Source organism: Herbiconiux liukaitaii, assembly GCF_041927495.1.
In the GTDB taxonomy this organism is placed as follows: domain Bacteria; phylum Actinomycetota; class Actinomycetes; order Actinomycetales; family Microbacteriaceae; genus Herbiconiux; species Herbiconiux liukaitaii.
Map to the genome: position 1 here is coordinate 492,352 of NZ_JBHFHG010000003.1, position 17,967 is coordinate 510,318.

The following is a 17,967-nucleotide window of genomic DNA, read 5'->3' on the forward strand; positions in this document are numbered from 1 at the left end:
CTCTGCTTTCTCTAGGTTACCTAGTCATTAGACGATCTAGGATTGTGCATCATGGGCATCCTCACCTCTCTCGACGCGCTGCGCGACTCCGATCGGATCGTCGAGGCGATGCGCCTGGCCGACGACCTCGCCTTCGAGGCGAACCGCGAGCCCGGCCTGCGCACCCTGCGGCTGCTCACCTCCGCCGTGCACGGAGACGACCAGGTCGCCGCCATCGCCGCGGTGCACGCCCTCGGTCAGGTCGTCGACGAGGATGCGGACCAGGCGCTCACGGGCCTGCTCTCTGACGAGAAGGGGTATCTCAGCGAGCACGCCGCCTGGGTGCTCGGCGCCCGCATCCCGCACGTCGACGCGGTGGGGCGGCTCATCGGCATGGTCGTGGGCGGTGGCTTCGGCGGCATGATCGCCCAGCGCTCGCTCGAGCAGTGGGCGCACATCTCCCCCGAGCACGTCTCGGTGGGGCTCGAGGGGGCGCTCATCGGGGTGCACGATCCCGAGGCGCGGTACCGGCTGGTCGAGACGCTCGGACTCATCCGGGGCAGCGGACCGCTCCGCCGGCTTCTCGCGGCGGCCTCCGACCAGGGCGAGAGCCCGCTCGTGCGCACGGCCGCCGTGGCCGCGCTCGGGCAGCGTCGCGGCGACGATCGGGTCGCGAACCTGCTCGATGCGCTCGGGCGGTCGGACGACGAGGCGGCCGTGCCCGGCGCGGCCGGAGCAGCTGGCACAGCTGGCGCGGACGGATCGGTCGGGCTCGCGGATGTGGCGCGGCTCGCACTCGTCGACCTCGCAGGCGGATCGGTCGGCACGAGCAGCCCCGACGGCTCGCTCACGGTGGCCCAGCTCTTCCTGCACGCCGACATCGACGCGCGGCTGAGCGCCGCCGGCAGCGGAGACAACGGCGGTGTGGCGACCCTGCTGGTGCGCCTCGGCGATGCGCTGGTCGACGACTCCGTGGGTCGTGTCATCACGATGTCGCGCGGGTCGGTCTCGGAGGCCATCGGGAGCGTCGCCGACATCGCGGGGCACTCCGAGGGCCACCACTACGGTCGTATCCCCCTGCTCACGCCCACCGCGAGCTCCGCCACGGCGTGGCCGCAGCGTGTGGCGGCCAGGCGGGGCATCCGCCGCATCCTGCGCGCCGCCGGCACCGTCGACGTGCTGCACCTGCGCATGGCCGAGGTGGGCAGCCTCGCGGCCTCTGACGTGGCCCGCGAGCTCGACCTGCCCGTGGTGTTCACGGTGGCGCCTGATCCGCACGCCGTCATCCAGTCGATGGATGCCGCCGGAGCGCTCACCCGCTGGAACTTCGGGGCGACCGACGAGGTGGAGCACTACTGGTTCCGTGCGCGGCTCGTGCAGCGGCTCGCCTCGAACGCCAACCACACGGTGCTCTTCCCGCGCCCCGAGCTGCGTCGCGACATGCGAATGCTGCTCGGCATCGACATCGACTCGCACCCCGAGCGCCACACCGTGGTGCCCGAGGGCATCGACCTGCGGGTCGTCGACCGGGCCGTCGCCGAGGCGGAGGCCTATGCGGCGGGCGATCCGGACATCGCGCCCACTCCCGAGCTCGATGAGCTGCGCGAGCTGCTCGCCACCATCCCCGCCGAGCGCCGCGGCCTGCCGCTGCTCGTGAGCGTGGGCCGCTTCCACCGCGTGAAGGGCATGGCGGCCATCGTGGCCGCGTGGCAGAGCAGCGAGGCCGCCGAGACGGCCAACCTGCTGCTCGTGGGCGGCGATCTCACGCATCCGTCTGCCGACGAGCGTGAGCAGATCGACGCCATCGACGCCGTGCTGCCCCGTGCCGAGCGCGCCGCCCGCGGGCTCCTCATGCCCGGCCACCGGCCCAACGACGCCGTGGCCCGCTGGGTCGCGGCCGTGCGCACGGGCGTTCCCGGCGGCAACGCGGCCGGCGGCGTGTACGTGTGCGGCAGCGTGAAGGAGGAGTTCGGCATCGCGCTGCTCGAGGCCATGGCCACGGGGCTGCTCGTGGTGGCTCCGGATGGCGGAGGGCCCGCCACCTATGTGGAGGACGGCGTGACCGGCTTCCTCACCCGCACGTGGGACCCCGCCGCCCTCGCAGCCTCGATCGACCGGGCCCTCGCTGCAGCGGCCGCCGAGACCGCCGACGCCCTCGAGGGATCGCGCCGGGCCGCCCGCTCGCGCGGGGTCGTGGAGCGCGACTTCACCATCCAGGCCATGGCCACCTCCCTCGGCGGTGTCTACCGCCAGGTGCGCCGCGAGAACGCCGCCGCGCTGGCCGAGTGGCCGGTGTCGGCCTCGTGACGCTGCTCGTCATCAGTCCGGACTACGCCTCGCATCTGCTGCCCCTCGCCACCATCGCCACGGCGTGGCAGCAGCGCGGGGAGCGGGTGGTCGTGGCCACCGGGCCCGCCACCGACGCCATCGTGCGGCGCTTCGGCTTCGAGCGCGCGCCGCTCGAGCTCGGCCGCGGCTCGAACCCCGGCGTCATCAAGGCCGAGGATCAGCCCGAGGAGGAGGACGACTCGCTGCGCGGGTTCTTCGAGGCCACGCGTCGCGGTCTCGTGCCGACCCTGCACTACCAGGCCACCGAGCGGCTCACCGACCTCATGTGGCAGCCCGTGGCGAAGGCCCGCGAGACCGTGGCCGTGGTGGAGGCCGTGCAGCCCGACGTCATCCTCGTCGACCATCTCGCGTTCAGCGCCCGGCTGGGGCTGCAGGCAGCGGGCATCCGCTATGTCGATGTGGTGCTGGGGCATCCTTCGGCGCTGCCCGTGGGCGAGGAGCTCTACGGGTACCCGACGGCGTGGCCTTCCGCCTTCTCGCCCGACGCCTCGGCGCTCGAGGGGCTCGAGGCCCTGTGCCGGCGGGTGAGCGCGAGCTTCACCTCCGAGTGGAACGCCGCCCTGGCGGCTCTCGCACCCGCGGCGGCGCCCTCGGCCTCGGCGTTCTCCGAGACCGGCGACCTGCTGCTGTTCAATTACCCGGGCGAGCTCGCCGATGCCGAGCGCGCGGCCCTGCTGCCGCCCCACACCTACCTGGGCTCGACCCGGCGCGACGACTCGGGTGATGCCGAGGTCGACGAGTGGTTGAGGGGGTCGGACGAGCCGTTCGTGTACGTGAGCTTCGGCAGCTTCCTCTCGGTGCGCGACGACGTGCTGGGCCGGGTGGCCGAGGCGCTGCGCCTCCTCGGCGTGCGAGCGGCTGTGGCCACCGGATCGGGCGACCCCGCGCGGCTCGGCTCGGTGCCGGCCGGGTGGTTCGTGCGCGAGCACCTTCCGCAGGTCGCGCTGCTGCAGCGGGCCGCGGCGGCGGTGACCCACGGGGGAAACAACAGCGTGACGGAGGCGGTGGACTCCGGGGTGCCGATGCTCGTGCTGCCCTTCTCCACCGACCAGTTCGCGGGAGCCGCGGCCCTCGAGCGGGCGGGACTCGGCGAGTCCCTCGACCCGAACTCTGCCACGCCGGCCGAGCTCGCCGAGTCCCTCACCCGCCTGCTCTCCCCCGCCTTCCCGGGGCGCGCCCCCCTCCGCACCATCGCCGCCTCCCTCGACACCCTCTCAGGCCCGCAACGAGCCCACGCCGCAGTCACCACCGCCTGGGGCCGCACCCCGACCCCCGCACCCACCCCCTCCTGACCCCCGCCTCGGAGGTCGGCTTGCGCCCGGGGCCTCTCCTCTCCGCCACCGCCGCCGTGGCACCCACCCCACGGCCGCGCCTGGGAGGACGGCCTGGGGCGATGCCGCGGGGGTGGGATCGGGGCAGAGTGAGGGGATGACGAGCGACCACGACAAGGCCCGGATCGGCGAACGACTCACCGGCCACCACGACCCCAAGGACCCAGACGGTCTGCTGACGCTCGACGACGTCTCCGACACACCGGCTCCCGCCCGCGAGGTCGCGAGCTCGGAGTACCCGCCGGTGCCCGGCCGCTACAAGTCCACCCCTCACGACCGCTTCAACGACCCCGTGTGACCTCCCGCCGGGCCCGCGCGCTCCTGCTGCTCGACCTCGCCGGCGTCTCCACCATCGCCGCGACGGCCGCGGCACTCCACCGCCGCACCGGCCCCGAGCCCGCCTCCCGCACCGTCCGCGAGAACGCCAGCCGCACAGGCCGCGAACTCACCACCCGCACCGTCCGCGAGAACGCCAGCCGCACAGGCCGCGAACTCACCGCCCACGCCGGGCGCGAACTCGCCACCCGCACTCGCTCCGAATCATCTCTCGTGGGCGCATCCGCTCTGGTCGGCTTCCTCACCTGGGCCCTGGCAGTCGTGGCCTTCGCGCGTCACGGTGGCGGCGGGGCTCGCGGGCTGCTGTGGGCGGGCCTGGCCATCAACACGGCCGGCTCGCTCGCCATCGCCGGTGCTGCTGACGGGCGTCCGCGTGCGCGCCGCATCGCCCTCGCACTCGGGGTCGGCGGTGGCCTCCTGAGCGCCGGCTACCTGCACCTCACGTCAGGGTCGCGCTCGCACCCGCGCTGACTGGCCCACCGGCGGTGGGGTGGGCGGGCGCAAGCCCACCCCGCACGCGCGGCTAGGTGGGCGAGCGCTAGCCTGCTGCGCCCGCGGCGGCGTTAGCCGGCTGCGTGGGTGACGAGGGCGGCGATGGTGGCGGCGGAGGCGTCGTCGATGTGGGTGAGGGCGTAGGAGGTGGGCCAGAGGCCGGCGTCGTCGTCGAGGGCCGCGAGTGCGCTGAAGCCGAGGGTCGAGTAGCGCTCCTTGTCGCCCTGGCCGCTGCGGAAGAAGACCACGGGCTTGCCTCCGCGAGTCCAGGCCGGCTGGCCGTAGTAGAGCTTCGGCAGCAGGTCGGGCGCCGTCTCCGAGACGATGGTGTGCAGCCGCTCGGCCATGCCGCGGTCGGGCTCGGGCATGGCGGCGATCTTGTCGAACATCGTCTGCGCCTCGGCCGCGGCCTTCTCGGCCGCCTTGCCGCTGCGGCCCTGCGCCTTGAGCTCGGCGGCGCGCTCCTTCATCGCCGCCTTCTCCTCGGCGGAGAATCCGCCTCCCGTGTTCCCGCTGTCGTCCTTCGACTGTGCGCTCATGGTGTGCCTCCCGTGTGGATGGTCCGAATTCACTCCACGGTAGCGGCGGGGCCCGATCCCGCGCTTCTCTATTCCTGATCGATCCGCCCGGTGTGCCCTTGCGAGGCCGACCCTCGCGAGGCCTCGGCGAACGCCGCTTCGATGGAGCGGTGGCGCTCCCGCACCACATCCACCCAGTCCGGATGCGTGATCGCATAGCGCCGGCCGTCGCGGAGCGCCTCGACGGCCACCTCCGCCACCTCCTCCGCCGAGATCCAGCGCAGACCGCCGCCCTCCGACGCGGCGAGATCCACGTCGACGAGCCCGCCCTCCGACCCCTCCGGTCGGTTCCGGGAGCTCGATCCGAGCGCCGTGCGCACCGGGCCTGGCGCGAGCAGCGTCACCGCGATCCCCTCCTCCGCGAGCTCGGCCGCGAGCACCTCGGTGTACGCCGTCACGGCGAACTTGCTGGTGCCGTAGCCGCCCATGCCCGCATCCGGCGAGAGCCCCGCCATCGAACCGGTGTTCAGCATGCGCCCCCGCGTCTCGCGCAGCTGCGGCAGGAAGGCCGTGACCCCGTGCACCATTCCATAGAAGTTGACGCCGAGCAGCCAGCCCCAGTCCTCATCCGTCATGGCGTCGAGTCGCCCGGTCGATGCGACCCCGGCGTTGTTCACCAGGATCGACACAGGCCCGAACGTCTCCCGCACGGCAGCGGCGAGCGCCTGCACGCTTCCGAGCGAACTCACGTCCACCTGAAACGCCGCGACCCGCGCCCCGCCAACGCCCTCTTCACGGGCATCCGGGTGGCCGGCCAGGATGCCCTCGACGGCCCGCCGAGCGGCCTCCGCATCGATGTCCGCCACCGCCACCCTGGCGCCTTCAGCCGCCAATCGGGTGGCGATGGCGAGCCCGATGCCCGAGCCCCCGCCCGTCACGACGGCCACCCCGCCGCCGGGCCAGGCCCCCATCCCGCCGCCCAGCTCGGCGCCCGCCGCGCTCAGCTCGGAGTCCACCGGGTCGCTCACGGGGCGGCTCGCAGGGGATGCACGAGGTCGTCGGGCCAGCCGTCGAGGTGGCGGCCCACGAGCCGCCACTCGCCGTGCCGCTCCTCCACCTCGTCGCGCAGGAACCCGCTCATCTCGAACACGACCTCCCCCGTCTCCGGATGCCGCGTGGTCGTCATCCAGTACGACCACACCGTCCAGCCGTGCGGATCCTCAGCCCCACCCGCCCGTGCGGGCAGCGGCGTGTACACGTGGTTCGAGAGCCGGTGCTGCCGCCCCGTGAGCCCGCCGAACCGGGGCGTCGTCATGTGCCGGATGTCGTCGATCCCCTGCCACGCCCGCCGCACCCCGTCGGGCCCGACCTCGCTGAAGTCGGCATCCGGCCAGTAGGTGCCGAGGTACAGCTCGAGGTCGCGCGTGTCGAGCGACCACATGCTCGAGCTCAGCAGATCCGCGATCGCGATGCGGTCCTCGGCCCCCGGCCTCATCGTCCGCCCGCCCCGCCGGCCGACGCTCCACCGGCCCATGCCGAGCCGGCCGATGCCGAGCCAGCCCCAGCCGCGGGCGCCACCCCACCACCAGCCGCCCCAGCCGCAGGGGCCGCGCCCGATGCCGCCCCGGCGGCCCCAGCCGCAGGTGCCGCGCCCGATGCCGCCCCGCCGGCCGGCGCCGTGCTCGGCAGGTCGAACGCCGAGCGCTGCACCCCCAGGATGGTGGCCCCGATCCCCTGCATCCACGCCCCGTACTGCGCCGCGGCATGCGTGCGGTACATCATGATGTCGCGCGCGTACCGCTCCATGCGCCGCCCGGGCCGAGCCTCCGAGCTGCCGGCCGACTGGAACAGCATGTCCACGGCCTCCGACGCGAGCCGCCCGGCCTCGAGCGTGAGCCCGTTGAGCCGCGTGTCCATGCCGCGCGTGAGCGGTGCACCGCGCAGCACGAACGCCTCCGACCACTCGGCGATGGTGTCGGCGACCTGCATGAGGATGGCCTCGGCGGCGTCGGCCTTGATGGCGGCCTCACCGAAGATGCGCTGGCTGGCCGGATCGTGGTCGCGCAGCGAGAACGGCGGCAGCGGAGCCTTGCGCACGCGCGCCAGCTCCTCCCACTCGTCGAGCGCGGCCCGCGCGGCCCCCACCGTGACGGCGGCGAGCTCCGCCCCGAGGAACGCCTGCACGCTGCCGACGTAGATCGGGTTGCCGTGCAGCGCCGCCCCCGTGAGCGACGGATCGATCTCGCCCGCCCAGGTCGCCGGCACCAGGTGCTCGGCCGGCACCACGGCCTTCTCGAACGCCACCGAGTTGGATCCGCTCGCCCGCATGCCGAGCACGCGCCCCTGGCCCCAGTCGTCGAGCGGCGTGTACAGGGCGCGCGGCAGCAGCACCTGCGCCGTGCGCTGGGCACCCGACTCGTCGGTCTCACCCTCGACCGTCACGAACACGATCGCGTGGGTCGAGAACGGCGATCCGGACTGGTAGCGCGAGACCCCCGTGAGCTCGTAGCCCCCCTCGACCTTCCGCGCGGTGCCCGCCGGCGCGAGGCTGTGCGACGAGCGGAAGTACCCCTCGGGAGCTGCGAAGGCCTCGACCTGCACCGACTCGGGCCACAGAGCCGCCGCCTGGATGTTGTGCGAGTGCCCGAGGCAGTAGCACCAGCCCACGCCCGGATCGGCCGCCGAGATCTCGATGACCGTGCGCAGCCACGTCTTGAGCGACACCTCGAGGCCCCCGAAGCGGCGCGGGGTGAGCAGGTGGTTGAGCCCGAGCTCCTGCATGCGCTCGTGCACACCCTCGGTGTAGTGGCCGAGGCGCTCCGACTCGTCCTGCTCGGAGCGGATGAGCTCCTTGAGCGAGCGCGCCCACCCCACCACCTCGTGCTCGCTGGCGTCGCGGTCGAACGAGGTCGCCGGTCCGGTGCTCTCCATGGTCATGATGTCTCCTCCGAGGGGGTCGGGTGGGTCGAACTGGTCGGGCTGGTCGCGTCGGTGGCGGTGGTGGCGGCGGCAGGTGCGCCGGTGGGCATCAGGATGACGCCGGTGAGCTGCTCGGGATCGGCGAGCGCCGGGTAGGCCGCGGCAGAGCCCTCGAACGGGTAGCGCGCGGTGATGATCGACTCGGCGTCGAGCGAGCCCTGCGCCAGCAGCCGCTCGAACTCCGGAACCATCCGCTGCACGTCTCCCCCGCCGCACTGCGAACCGATGATCGTGCGCGATGAGAGGGAGTACTGCAGGTTGCTCAGCGTCACCTCGGCCGTGAGGCTCTCGAGTCCCGTCGGCACCACCACGCCGCCGTAGCGGGTGCTCTCGAAGGACTGCCGCATGGCGAGGGTCGTTCCGGCGGCCTCGAGGCCCACGTCGGCGCCGCGCCCGTGGGTGAGCGCCTTCACCTCGGCCACCACGTCGCCGGACGCGTCGAGCACGTGCGTGGCCCCGAGGGCGAGGGCGCGCTCGCGCCGCCACGGCTCCGGATCGACCGCCACGATCGTGGTGGCGCCCGCGAGCCGGGCCGCCTGCACCATCCACAGGCCGAGGTGGCCGCATCCGCTGATCACGACCGACTGACCGGGGCGCACCCCCGCCACGTCGCGCACGCTGCCGACCCCGGAGGGGATCCCGCAGCCGAGCAGGGCGAGGTGCTCACGCGGTGCGTCGCCCTCGATGCGCACGAGGCTCGACTGGCGGTGCACGAGTCGCTCGGCATGGCTGCCGAGCCCGCCGTCGCCCCAGACGACCTCGCCCTCCGGCGTCACGCCGAGGCGGCGGGTCATGTGGGCGAAGATCTCCTCGCACGCGCCCGGGGCACCGTTGAGGCAGTAGAAGCAGGTGCCGCACTGGCGTGTGCCCACGATCACCACCGCGTCGCCGGGCGCGAACCTCGTGACGCCGGGGCCCACCTCGGTCACGACACCCGTGCCGGCGTGACCGAGCACGGTCGGCGAGCCCTCGGGCGCCTGGATGGTCAGCAGCTCGGTGCGGCACACAGCGGATGCCGAGATCTCCACGAGCACCTCACCCTCGCCCACCGGATCCAGCACGACGTCGACGACCCGAGGTGGCTCCCCCCCACCCCGGGTCACGAGCGCGCGCGTGGTCGTCACCGCGGCCAGACCCCCTGCTTGCCCGGCGCGAGGATGCCGTTCGGATCGACCGCGGCCTTGAGCGTGCGCGTGAACTCGAGCAGAGCGCTGTCGTTCCACGAGAACTGGGCGGCCACGGCATCCATGAACTCGAGGTGCGCGCGGTACTCGCCGTAGCCCTTCTCGGCGAGCAGCGGCACGAGCTCGGCGAACGCCCGGCGCACCTTCTCCGACTCCACGGGGTCTGCGGCGTCGAAGAAGATCATGAGCACGTTCACGGCGTGACGCTCGGTGGCGAGCCAGCCGCCGATGTAGTCGAAGCCCGCCGCCTCGATGTGCGTGCGCATGATGCGCGAGGCCTCGGCCACGTGCAGGCCGGTGAGCGGTGACACGGGGCAGAGACCGATGTGGGCGCCGCTCGGGCCGTTGGCGCGCCAGCGCACACCGTCGGCGAGCAGCATGCCCGGGATGCCGGCGGCGAAGTGGTCGCCGGGCTCCACCTCGTGGGGCGCCGCCGTGCCGTCGTAGCGGTTCACGACCACGCGGCCGCCCGGCAGCGCCTCGATCGCGCTCCGCAGCCGCTGCTCCTTGAGGTCGAGCAGGGCATCGGATCCGTAGAGCGCGCACTTGATGTTCCAGCGGCCGATGCCGAGGTCGCCGGCGAGCACCTGCACCACGTCGTCCGGCACCACGCCGTCGCCGTCGTACCAGCGCTCGCGCGGCGAGAGGCCAGCGGCCACTCCCACGGCGTTGGCGGCGTTGACGACACCGTCGATGGTCTTGTCGAGCTTGAGCTCGCGGATGGCGTCGACGAGCTGCGACAGCGCATCCTCGTCGTCGATCATGAGGCGGCAGGCGGCGAAGCGCTCGGGGCGGGGCATGAGCCACACCCCCATCTTCACCACGATGCCGAGGTTCGACTGCAGGAAGAGGCCCTCGAAGCCGGGGCCGAAGCCGCCGCGGTAGAGGGCCCACGCCTCCGACCCGGGCAGAGCACCCATGCCGGTGCGGATGAGCTCGCCCGTGGGCAGCACCACCTCCATGCCGCAGATGAACTGCTGGTGGTCGCCGTGCGCGGTGTAGCCGTAGCCCCGCTCGAGCGCGTTGCCCACCACGCTGCCCCAGCCGAGATCCGGCACCGAGGCCCACAGCCGCGACTCGCGCCGGAGCAGCTCCTCGTGCAGGTCGAAGAAGCTCACGCCGGGCTCCACGAGGGCGTAGGCGGTCTCGTCGTCCACCTCGAGCACGCTGTTCATGCGCGAGAGGTCGATCACCACGCTGCCGGACTGCCGTGGGGCCGGGCCGCCGTAGCCGAGGTTCTTGCCGCGGCCGATCGGCCAGAGGGGCACGCCGTGCTCGTTGGCGAGGCGCACGACGGCCTGAACCTCCTCGACACTGCTGGGGCGCACGGCACCGGCGGGCAGGAAGGCGCGGGGGTCGCCGAGGGCGTAGGCGTCGAGGTAGTCGTCGACGTCGTCGGCCCGGGAGACGTGCTCCCGGCCGAGGAGGTCGGCGGCGGCGGTCAGGAGGCGGTCGGCGGGAGCCCCGCTCATCGAACGGCGGGCGCGGGGGCGGATGCGACGGGCTCGGCGCCGGCAGCGAGCGGATCGGCGGAGGCCGCCGACTCCTGCGCCAGCGGGTGGGTGAGGTCGCCAGGCCAGCGCTCCACCCAGCGCTGGATGAACCGCCACGTGCCGTCGCGCTCCTCCACCACGTCGCGCGAGTGGCCGGTGGAGGAGAACGAGACCTCGCCGTTCCCCCGGTGGCTCGTGGACCAGTACGACCGCACCTGCCAGCGCGCCGCACCCTCATCCGAGTCGGCGGCGGGCAGGTAGAGCCGGTTCGACTCGCGGTGCTGGTGGCCTCGGTAGCCGCCGAAGTGGCTCTCCGAGAACTCGCGGATGCTCCGAGCCCCCGTCCACGTCTCCACCGTGCCGTCGAGCTGGGTCTCGATGAACGAGGCCTCGGGCCAGAAGGTGCCGATGTAGAGGTCGATGTCCTGGGTGTCGAGCGCCCAGAGGTACTCGCTGTAGAGATCGTCGACGGCCATCCTGATCTCGATGCCGGGGCCCTTGCCGCGCTCGCTCATCCTCTGCTCCTTTGCGTGATGAAGGGGCGCCCGACCATGCGAGCACCCACTGTCACGCTAAAGACCCCCCGCACCTCCGTCAAACACCCTTTCCAGAGGAACCTTCCCCACTTCTCCCGAGGAATGGATCTGCGCGCGGACCCGATCCGCGAGGAGGATGGTGGCACGGGTGGCGAGCGGCGGGAGGCACGGGATGCGGGTGGCGACGACGGCCGGAGAGCTGGGCGAGGCGGCGCAGCTGCTCGTCGCCTTCAACACCGAGTACGACGATCCGGCACCGGCGCCGCAGTGGCTCGCCGAGCACCTGGGGCGGCTCGTCGAGGGCGGAGACACGAGCGTGCTCACGATCGACGAGCCGGGCACGGCGACCGGCGACGGCCCGGGGCCCGCGGTCGGCGTGGCCGTGCTGCGCTTCAGGGTGAGCACGTGGAGCGCCGACCTCGAGGCGTACCTCGCCGAGTTCTACGTGCAGCCGGGGCTCCGCGGGCGCGGGATCGGCACGGTCTTCCTCGATGAGGTGATCGAGCACGCCCGCTCGCGCGGCGCCACCTACCTCGACCTCAACACGAGCGAAGACGACGAGGCCGCGCGCCATCTCTACGAGAAGCGCGGCTTCGACTGCCACGAGGGCGACGGAGAAGGCCCGCTCGCCCTGTACTACGAGCTCGACCTGGGTGCGCCGGATCCCGTACCCGCGCCACGGCGGGCCCACGGGGGCATGGCAGACTAGAGGGATCCGATCGCGACAGACCCGCCGGTCGCCCCTGGAGGACACCATGACCGAACCGAACGACGCCAGAGTCGGCCTGTACATCGACTTCGACAACATCGTCATCTCGCGCTACCAGCAGCTGCACGGGCGCAACGCCTTCCAGCGCGACGGCATCCGCGACTTCGACAAGAAGAGCCAGAACGCCGACCCCGAGGTGGCCGCGCGACTCGCCGCCGCCACGGTCGACTTCAACGCCATCATCGACTTCGCCGCCTCGTTCGGCACCCTCGTGGTCAACCGCGCCTACGCCGACTGGTCTGTGCCCGTCAACGCCAGCTACCAGCGCCAGCTCATGTCACGCGCCGTCGACCTCACGCAGCTCTTCACCACCACCACGCGCGGCACCAAGAACGGCGCCGACATCCGCCTCGCCGTCGACGTGGTGGAAGACCTGTTCCGTCTGCCCGACCTCACGCACGTCATCATCGTCGCGGGCGACTCCGACTACATCGCCCTGGCCCAGAAGTCGAAGCGACTCGGGCGGTTCGTGGTGGGCATCGGTGTGGCCGGCTCCACGAGCACCTCGCTCGCGGCCGCGTGCGACGAGTTCGAGGACTACGACTCGCTGCCCGGCATCGAGAAGGTCGTGGCGAGCGCTGCGGCCTCGCGCGGAGCGTCGTCGGGCTCGGGATCGGCCTCCGGCGCGGAGGGCTCCGGGTCGGGATCGGGCTCCTCGGGATCGGGCAGCGGCTCCGGCTCGGCCTCCGGCGGCTCCGGTTCGGGATCCGGATCGGGCTCGTCCCGCGGATCGCGCCGTCGCGCGTCGAGCCCCGCCATCGACACCTCGGCCACCGACGACGACACCGCCGAGACCATCGAGCCGGAGAAGGTCGCCGGCCCGCGCCGCGCCTCCACCATCCCCATGTTCTCCCACACCGAGGACGTGCAGTTCGACGATCCCGACCCGGTCGACGACATCGATCCGCAGACCGTCGCCACCGAGCTGCTCGTGCGCGCCCTGCAGATCGGTCACGCGAAGGGCGACGCCGACGAGTGGCTCAACACGGGCACCGTGAAGAACCAGATGCGGCGCATGGACCCGTCGTTCAACGAGAAGCCCCTCGGCTACCGCTCGTTCACCGACTTCCTCTCCTCGCGCGGCGACCTCGCCGAACTGGAGGAGGACGGCCCCCAGCGCCTCATCCGCCTCCGCTCCGGCGCCGCGCGCTGACATGCGCTGAACCCGCTTACCCCGCCCCACGGGCTTCCCCGTCATCGGGGCGGTGGGCGGTGGCCGCGGCGCCCGCGATTGCTAGCATCGCGCCATGACCTTCGGAGCCCGCCTCGCCATCTCGATCGCCCTCATCGTCGTGGGCCTCGCTGCGCTCGTCATCATCCTCACCCTCGAGATCGACGGCGGCGCGCCCACCTGGCTGCACTGGTTGACGTTCATCGGCGGAGCCTTCTTCGCCGCAGGCATCGGCACCCTCGCCAACGCCATCCGCACCCGGAAGAGCTCGCGCCTCTCCTGATCTCCGCGCCGGGGCACCGATGCGCCGATGCGGACGGCCCACCCCGGGAGTAGCGTCGGCCCCATGGCTGACGAACTGCAGCGTGGCGACGAGGTCTCCTGGAAGACCCACGGCACCACCACCTCCGGCAAGGTCGAGAAGAAGATCACCGAAGACACCGAGGCGGCGGGCCGCACGGTGCGCGCCGACGACGACGACCCGCAGTACCTCGTCACGAGCGACAAGTCCGGCCGCGAAGCCGTGCACAAACCAGACTCCCTCGACAAGAAGAACTGACGCCCTCCATTCCGCGGGGCAGCTGCTGAGCTGACCTACGCGAGGGCCTCGTGGACGAGGGTGGCCAGGCGCGGGGCCGTGTGCTCCTCGAACCAGGGGTTCTTGGTGCGCCAGCCGCGGGCCAGCGGCGAGGGATGCACGATGGGGAAGTACGGGAGGTACGTCTCCGCGCGGCGCACCGTCTCGGTGAGAGTGGATCCGCGCCGCTCGCCGAGGTAGTGCTTCTGGGCGTAGGCCCCGATCAGGATCGTGAGCCGCACCTCGGTCAGCAGCTCGAGCACGGGTGGGTGCCAGGTGGCGGCGAAGCCCGCGCGGGGCGGGGCGTCTCCGCTCGCGCCCTTGCCGGGGAAGTAGAAGTCCATGGGCACGATCGCGACGTTCTCGGGGTCGTAGAACTCGTCATCCGTCAGCCCGAGCCAGCGGCGCAGCCGCACCCCGCTCGGGTCGTTCCACGGAATGCCCGTCTCCTGCGCGAGCCGCCCGGGCGCCTGGCTGATGATGAGCACCCGCGACCGCTCCGACGCCACCACGAGCGGCGCGAACCCGGCCTCGGTGGCCCACGCGTTCGCCGGATCCGCCGCCACCCGCGCCCTGATCCCGTCGAACGCCGTCACCCGATCAGTCTGCCCCTTCCACACCCTCGGAGCACCCGGGACCAGCCAGGAGGGTCGATGGTCACCCACCCGCCGACGGCCACCTGCACTGGATCACGACCCCGCAACTGAGGCACCGAAGTCGATGGAAACGTGCTCGTCCGTCCAGAAACGCACGTAGGGACCGTAGCGCTGCCACAGCAGATCGATCTGGGCGGGGTCGTGGCCGGTCATGCCGATCACCACGAGTCCGTCCTCGTCGGGTCCGAAGGTGGCGACCTCCGGCACCTCCGCGCTCGAGATCGCCCCTGACTGGAAATCGGCCATGATCCTGTTCTGCAGGGCCAGCGCATCCCGCTCGGAGCGGACCGACGTGAAGAAGGCGACCTTCTCGGCCGGCAGCCCCGATGCCGCGAGGAACTCCGCCTCGATGGCGGGATCGCGGTCGGTGATGAGGATGCGGAGCACATCCGGATCTCCGGGGATGCCTCCCCCGACACCGGTGTAGACATCCGGATGCACTCGAGGGCCGAATTCACGCACCGCCTCGAGCCCGGCCACGAACTCCGCGCTGATGAGCGACATGTCGCGCTCCGGATCGCCCGTGCCGTGCTCGCCTGGGTCGAAGGGGGGCCTCGGCCCCACGGACGGCGTCGGCGATGGTTCTGCCGACGCCACCGCCACGTGGGATTCGCCAGGGCTCGAGGTGGCCGAGGCGCACCCAGCGAGCACGGTGGCTCCGGCTGTCATCGTCAGCGCTATCGCAAGAGCTCTGCGGGTCTTGCCCATGTCATCTCCCTCTCCATCGTCTGATCCGTCATCACGAGGTCACGAGGTAGGTGCCGATCGGCGTCGTCCCGTCGGCGGCGAGGAGCGGGATGGACCGCCCCTCCGGGAACGCCTCCCTCTGCTCCTGCAGCCAGCGGGTTCGCGCGGCCCCGACCTGGTCGTCGACCGGAGGGAGCAGATCCGTCCAGCGCACGAAACCCGCAACGGGCGCACCTGCTCCGTCCACTCCCCGCGCAGCTACGAGGTCGTCTACCCCTGCCGGGGCCGAGAACTGCGTGGACCCCGATGCCATATCGGTGCCCGTCGCGGCACCGCTGTCGGACGAGGTCGACGCGGGGATGGCGGCGGGGACGAGCCGGGTGGCGATGGTGAGTCCTTCGCGTACGTCGTCTGAGCCGATCGAGAGGACCTGCCTGCCACCGGCACCGGCACCGGCACCGGCACCGGCGAGATCGAAGTACAGCGTGCGAACCTCCCCCGGCCGCGAACACGAGCCGCGACGTGGATCTGGTTGTTCGCCGAGAGTGATCTCGAACGATCCCACTCCCTCGCAGGTCGCCGCCACTGCGAGCACTGCCGCGTCGCCGGTCTCGACCGCGATCACCACCTCCGAAGCGGGCGGTCGACCACCGCCTCCCTCCCTCGGGAGGGCGATCGCGATCCCACCCGCGAATGCGACGAGCACGGCGAGACCCCCGGCGAGAACGCTCAGGCGGCGTGCTCGCCGGCGATCGCGCTGCACGGCCGCGAAGACGTGCGTGCGGGCCTCCGCGGCGATCGCCTCGAGGTCGAACCGCGTCTCATCCATGGAGCAGCGCCTTCCGCAACCGGATGCGGGCTCGCTCGAGCCGCTTGGCGACGGCACCCACGCTCACTCCGAGGTGCTCCGCGGCCTCCTTGTAGGTGTAGCCCTCGATGAGGCACAGGCGGCAGAGTTCGCGATCGCTCTCGGAGAGGCGGTCCAGTTCATCGAGCAGATCACGGAGGTCGGTATCGGCCTCGGCCGACGCGGCGGGGAGCTCGGCGAGCTCGTGCAGCGACACGGTGCGACGTCGGCGCCGCGAGCGCTCCAGGTTGAGCGCGTGGTTGCGACAGGTCACGAGCAGCCACGGCAGCGCCGAATCCTCGGCGATCCGGACGGCCGCGGCTTTCTGCCACGCCGTGATGAAGGTCAGCTGCAGCAGTTCCTGAGCATCGGATGGCTGCACGCTCGTGCGGATCGCGTATCTGAGCACCGCATGCGAATGGCGATCGTAGAACGTGCTGAAAGCGAGTTCGCTTCCTTCTGCAGAGAGCCCCAGCAGCTCCGCATCCGTCGCGCCATCCATTCCCACCTCCACTCAGGAGTGTCCGCGGCTGAGGGAATCATGACAGAGCCGCTCGACGGGTTAGCGGCTGCGGCTACTCGGTGACGACGACGGTGAAGGTGAGGGGCTGGATGCCGCCGTTGGAGTTGGTGAGCGTCACCGAGGTCTCGCCCACGGCGAGCGCCTCGACGCCGGGGTTGAGCTCGGCTCCCCCCTCCGTGCCGCCCGCCACGAACTTCGCCACCGCGGTGTCGTCGACCTCGCCGGTGTAGCTGTCGGTGGCTAGGTCGCCCGTGTTGATGTTGAGGATCTGACCCACCACGAGGTCGACGGTCGCACCCTGAAGGTCGTTCGCCTCCATGGTGACCGGCGTGATGACGTCGCCGCCGATCGGCGCCTCGGTCGCAGCCGAGGTGGCGGGGGTCTCGGCCGAGGTCGAGGAGCAGGCGCTGAGGCCGAGGGCTGCGGCGGCCACGACGACGCCGGCGAGGAGCTTGGTGATACGCATGCGCTCAGTATCCCAGCGGCCCTCCCGCCCCACGGTCACGATCCCGCAACGCCCCACCCCCAAAACGAGTGTCGCCGGCCCCAAGACGATCCTGCCCGGATCACCACTTGTGGACGGCGTCCACATTGGGCAGAGTGGGGATATGACAGAGCGGATGATCGGGGTCGACGGGATCGAGCTGTGCATCGAGGAGTTCGGCGCCGAAGGGCAGCCGGGAGTGGTGCTGGTGCCCGGCGCGGCCTCGCCCTCCGACTGGTGGGACGAGGAGTTCTGCGAGGCCCTCGCCGCGGAGGGCTACCGCGTGGTGCGCTACGACCTCCGCGACACCGGCCGCTCCACCACCCGCGCCCTGGGTCAGGCCGACTACACCGGCGACGATCTCGTGCAGGATCTCGCTGAGCTCATCCGCGCCCTGGGGCTCGCGCCCGCGCACGTGGTGGGGCTGTCGCTCGGCGGCGGTCTCGCCCAGCAGCTCGCCATCTCGGAGCCCGACACGGTGGCCTCGCTCACCCTCATGTCGACGAGCCCCGGTGGACCCTCCGACGCCGGGGAGCCAGACGCGGATGCGGACCCTGATGCGGATCCAGATGCGGATGCGCTCCCGCCCATGTCGGAGGCCCTCGCGGCGTCGTTCGCGGTGGAGCGCCCCCCTCTCGACTGGAGCGACCGGGAGGCGGTCGTGCGCTCGACCCTCGCCGACGAGGAGCTCTTCGGTGGCAGCATCCCGCTCGACGAGGAGCGGATCCGCCGCATCGCCGGCCGCGCGTTCAACCGCGCGATCGACCCCTCCGCGGGCGCCAACCACTTCAGCCTGCCGTCGGCCTCCGGCACGAGGGAGCAGCTCGGCGGCATCACCGCCCCCACGCTCGTGGTGCACGGCACCCACGACCCGCTCTTCCCGCTCGCCCACGGCGAGGCCCTGGCGCGCGAGATCCCGGGCGCACGACTGCTGCCGGTGCCCGGCCTCGGCCACCAGTTCCCTCCCCCTCAGACCTGGGCGCTGCTGGTGCCGGCCCTCACCGCCCACTTCGCCGAGGCGACCCGCCGCCGCGCGTGAGCGACCCCACGTAGGCT

21 protein-coding genes are annotated in these 17,967 nt (G+C 72.2%); 9 read left to right on the forward strand and 12 right to left on the reverse strand.

Features of this window, described 5'->3' with window-relative positions:
* Positions 1-51: 51 nt before the first annotated feature.
* The 4 genes from ACEXQC_RS06830 to ACEXQC_RS06845 all read left to right on the forward strand — a co-directional run bounded on the left by ACEXQC_RS06830 (position 52) and on the right by ACEXQC_RS06845 (position 4,466).
* Positions 52-2,286, forward strand: a complete 2,235-nt coding sequence (locus tag ACEXQC_RS06830) for a glycosyltransferase (RefSeq protein WP_374819792.1) — start codon at positions 52-54, stop codon at positions 2,284-2,286.
* Positions 2,265-3,620: a glycosyltransferase gene (locus ACEXQC_RS06835; RefSeq protein ID WP_374819794.1), complete on the forward strand. Its 1,356-nt coding sequence runs from the start codon at positions 2,265-2,267 to the stop codon at positions 3,618-3,620. The genes ACEXQC_RS06830 and ACEXQC_RS06835 overlap by 22 nt, the downstream gene beginning before the upstream one ends.
* Positions 3,621-3,756: 136 nt before the next feature.
* Positions 3,757-3,957, forward strand: coding sequence for a hypothetical protein (locus ACEXQC_RS06840; protein ID WP_374819796.1), 201 nt, complete (start codon positions 3,757-3,759; stop codon positions 3,955-3,957).
* Positions 3,954-4,466, forward strand: a complete 513-nt coding sequence (locus ACEXQC_RS06845) for a hypothetical protein (protein WP_374819798.1) — start codon at positions 3,954-3,956, stop codon at positions 4,464-4,466. Before ACEXQC_RS06840 ends, ACEXQC_RS06845 begins: the two co-directional genes overlap by 4 nt.
* A 92-nt stretch (positions 4,467-4,558) precedes the next feature.
* Here ACEXQC_RS06845 and ACEXQC_RS06850 read toward each other — a convergent pair whose 3' ends face one another.
* From ACEXQC_RS06850 to ACEXQC_RS06880, 7 genes are all read right to left on the reverse strand, one after another.
* Positions 4,559-5,026, reverse strand: a complete 468-nt coding sequence (locus tag ACEXQC_RS06850; protein WP_374819800.1) for a DUF1801 domain-containing protein — start codon at positions 5,024-5,026, stop codon at positions 4,559-4,561.
* A gap of 68 nt (positions 5,027-5,094) precedes the next feature.
* Entirely contained in the window at positions 5,095-6,033 is a 939-nt protein-coding gene (locus ACEXQC_RS06855) for an SDR family oxidoreductase (RefSeq protein WP_374819802.1), read from the reverse strand.
* Complete coding sequence (locus ACEXQC_RS06860; RefSeq protein WP_374819804.1) at positions 6,030-6,500, reverse strand: nuclear transport factor 2 family protein; 471 nt, start codon at positions 6,498-6,500, stop codon at positions 6,030-6,032. Before ACEXQC_RS06860 ends, ACEXQC_RS06855 begins: the two co-directional genes overlap by 4 nt.
* A complete protein-coding gene (locus ACEXQC_RS06865) occupies positions 6,497-7,942 on the reverse strand; it encodes an acyl-CoA dehydrogenase family protein (protein ID WP_374819806.1) in 1,446 nt (481 codons plus the stop codon). The genes ACEXQC_RS06860 and ACEXQC_RS06865 overlap by 4 nt, the downstream gene beginning before the upstream one ends.
* Entirely contained in the window at positions 7,939-9,108 is a 1,170-nt protein-coding gene (locus ACEXQC_RS06870) for a zinc-binding dehydrogenase (protein WP_374819807.1), read from the reverse strand. The genes ACEXQC_RS06865 and ACEXQC_RS06870 overlap by 4 nt, the downstream gene beginning before the upstream one ends.
* Positions 9,105-10,640, reverse strand: a complete 1,536-nt coding sequence (locus ACEXQC_RS06875) for an FAD-binding oxidoreductase (protein WP_374819809.1) — start codon at positions 10,638-10,640, stop codon at positions 9,105-9,107. Before ACEXQC_RS06875 ends, ACEXQC_RS06870 begins: the two co-directional genes overlap by 4 nt.
* Positions 10,637-11,176, reverse strand: coding sequence for a nuclear transport factor 2 family protein (locus ACEXQC_RS06880; RefSeq protein ID WP_374819811.1), 540 nt, complete (start codon positions 11,174-11,176; stop codon positions 10,637-10,639). Before ACEXQC_RS06880 ends, ACEXQC_RS06875 begins: the two co-directional genes overlap by 4 nt.
* Positions 11,177-11,333: 157 nt before the next feature.
* Here ACEXQC_RS06880 and ACEXQC_RS06885 point away from each other — a divergent pair, with 157 nt between their 5' ends.
* From ACEXQC_RS06885 to ACEXQC_RS06900, 4 genes are all read left to right on the forward strand, one after another.
* Positions 11,334-11,906 carry a GNAT family N-acetyltransferase gene (locus tag ACEXQC_RS06885; RefSeq protein WP_374819813.1) on the forward strand — a complete coding sequence of 191 codons (573 nt, stop codon included), beginning with the start codon at positions 11,334-11,336 and terminating at the stop codon, positions 11,904-11,906.
* A 46-nt stretch (positions 11,907-11,952) separates the two neighbouring features.
* Positions 11,953-13,119 carry an NYN domain-containing protein gene (locus ACEXQC_RS06890; RefSeq protein WP_374819815.1) on the forward strand — a complete coding sequence of 389 codons (1,167 nt, stop codon included), beginning with the start codon at positions 11,953-11,955 and terminating at the stop codon, positions 13,117-13,119.
* Between the two features lie 94 nt (positions 13,120-13,213).
* The gene (locus ACEXQC_RS06895; protein WP_374819817.1) at positions 13,214-13,420 is read left to right on the forward strand and encodes a hypothetical protein; all 207 of its coding nucleotides are present in this window, start codon (positions 13,214-13,216) and stop codon (positions 13,418-13,420) included.
* 63 nt (positions 13,421-13,483) lie between these two features.
* Positions 13,484-13,696: a hypervirulence associated TUDOR domain-containing protein gene (locus ACEXQC_RS06900; RefSeq protein WP_374819819.1), complete on the forward strand. Its 213-nt coding sequence runs from the start codon at positions 13,484-13,486 to the stop codon at positions 13,694-13,696.
* 35 nt (positions 13,697-13,731) lie between these two features.
* Here the strand turns inward: ACEXQC_RS06900 and ACEXQC_RS06905 are convergent, their stop codons facing one another.
* The 5 genes from ACEXQC_RS06905 to ACEXQC_RS06925 all read right to left on the reverse strand — a co-directional run bounded on the left by ACEXQC_RS06905 (position 13,732) and on the right by ACEXQC_RS06925 (position 16,893).
* Positions 13,732-14,310 (reverse strand): uracil-DNA glycosylase family protein, encoded by a 579-nt coding sequence (locus tag ACEXQC_RS06905; RefSeq protein WP_374819821.1) that lies wholly within the window; start codon positions 14,308-14,310, stop codon positions 13,732-13,734.
* A gap of 93 nt (positions 14,311-14,403) precedes the next feature.
* Positions 14,404-15,039: a hypothetical protein gene (locus ACEXQC_RS06910; protein ID WP_374819823.1), complete on the reverse strand. Its 636-nt coding sequence runs from the start codon at positions 15,037-15,039 to the stop codon at positions 14,404-14,406.
* A gap of 70 nt (positions 15,040-15,109) precedes the next feature.
* On the reverse strand, positions 15,110-15,886 hold the full coding sequence (locus tag ACEXQC_RS06915) for a hypothetical protein (protein ID WP_374819825.1): 777 nt from the start codon (positions 15,884-15,886) through the stop codon (positions 15,110-15,112).
* Positions 15,879-16,406, reverse strand: coding sequence for an RNA polymerase sigma factor (locus tag ACEXQC_RS06920; protein WP_374819827.1), 528 nt, complete (start codon positions 16,404-16,406; stop codon positions 15,879-15,881). Before ACEXQC_RS06920 ends, ACEXQC_RS06915 begins: the two co-directional genes overlap by 8 nt.
* A 73-nt stretch (positions 16,407-16,479) precedes the next feature.
* Entirely contained in the window at positions 16,480-16,893 is a 414-nt protein-coding gene (locus tag ACEXQC_RS06925; RefSeq protein WP_374819829.1) for a hypothetical protein, read from the reverse strand.
* A 142-nt stretch (positions 16,894-17,035) separates the two neighbouring features.
* Here ACEXQC_RS06925 and ACEXQC_RS06930 point away from each other — a divergent pair, with 142 nt between their 5' ends.
* Positions 17,036-17,950 carry an alpha/beta fold hydrolase gene (locus ACEXQC_RS06930; protein ID WP_374819831.1) on the forward strand — a complete coding sequence of 305 codons (915 nt, stop codon included), beginning with the start codon at positions 17,036-17,038 and terminating at the stop codon, positions 17,948-17,950.
* Positions 17,951-17,967: the final 17 nt, after the last annotated feature.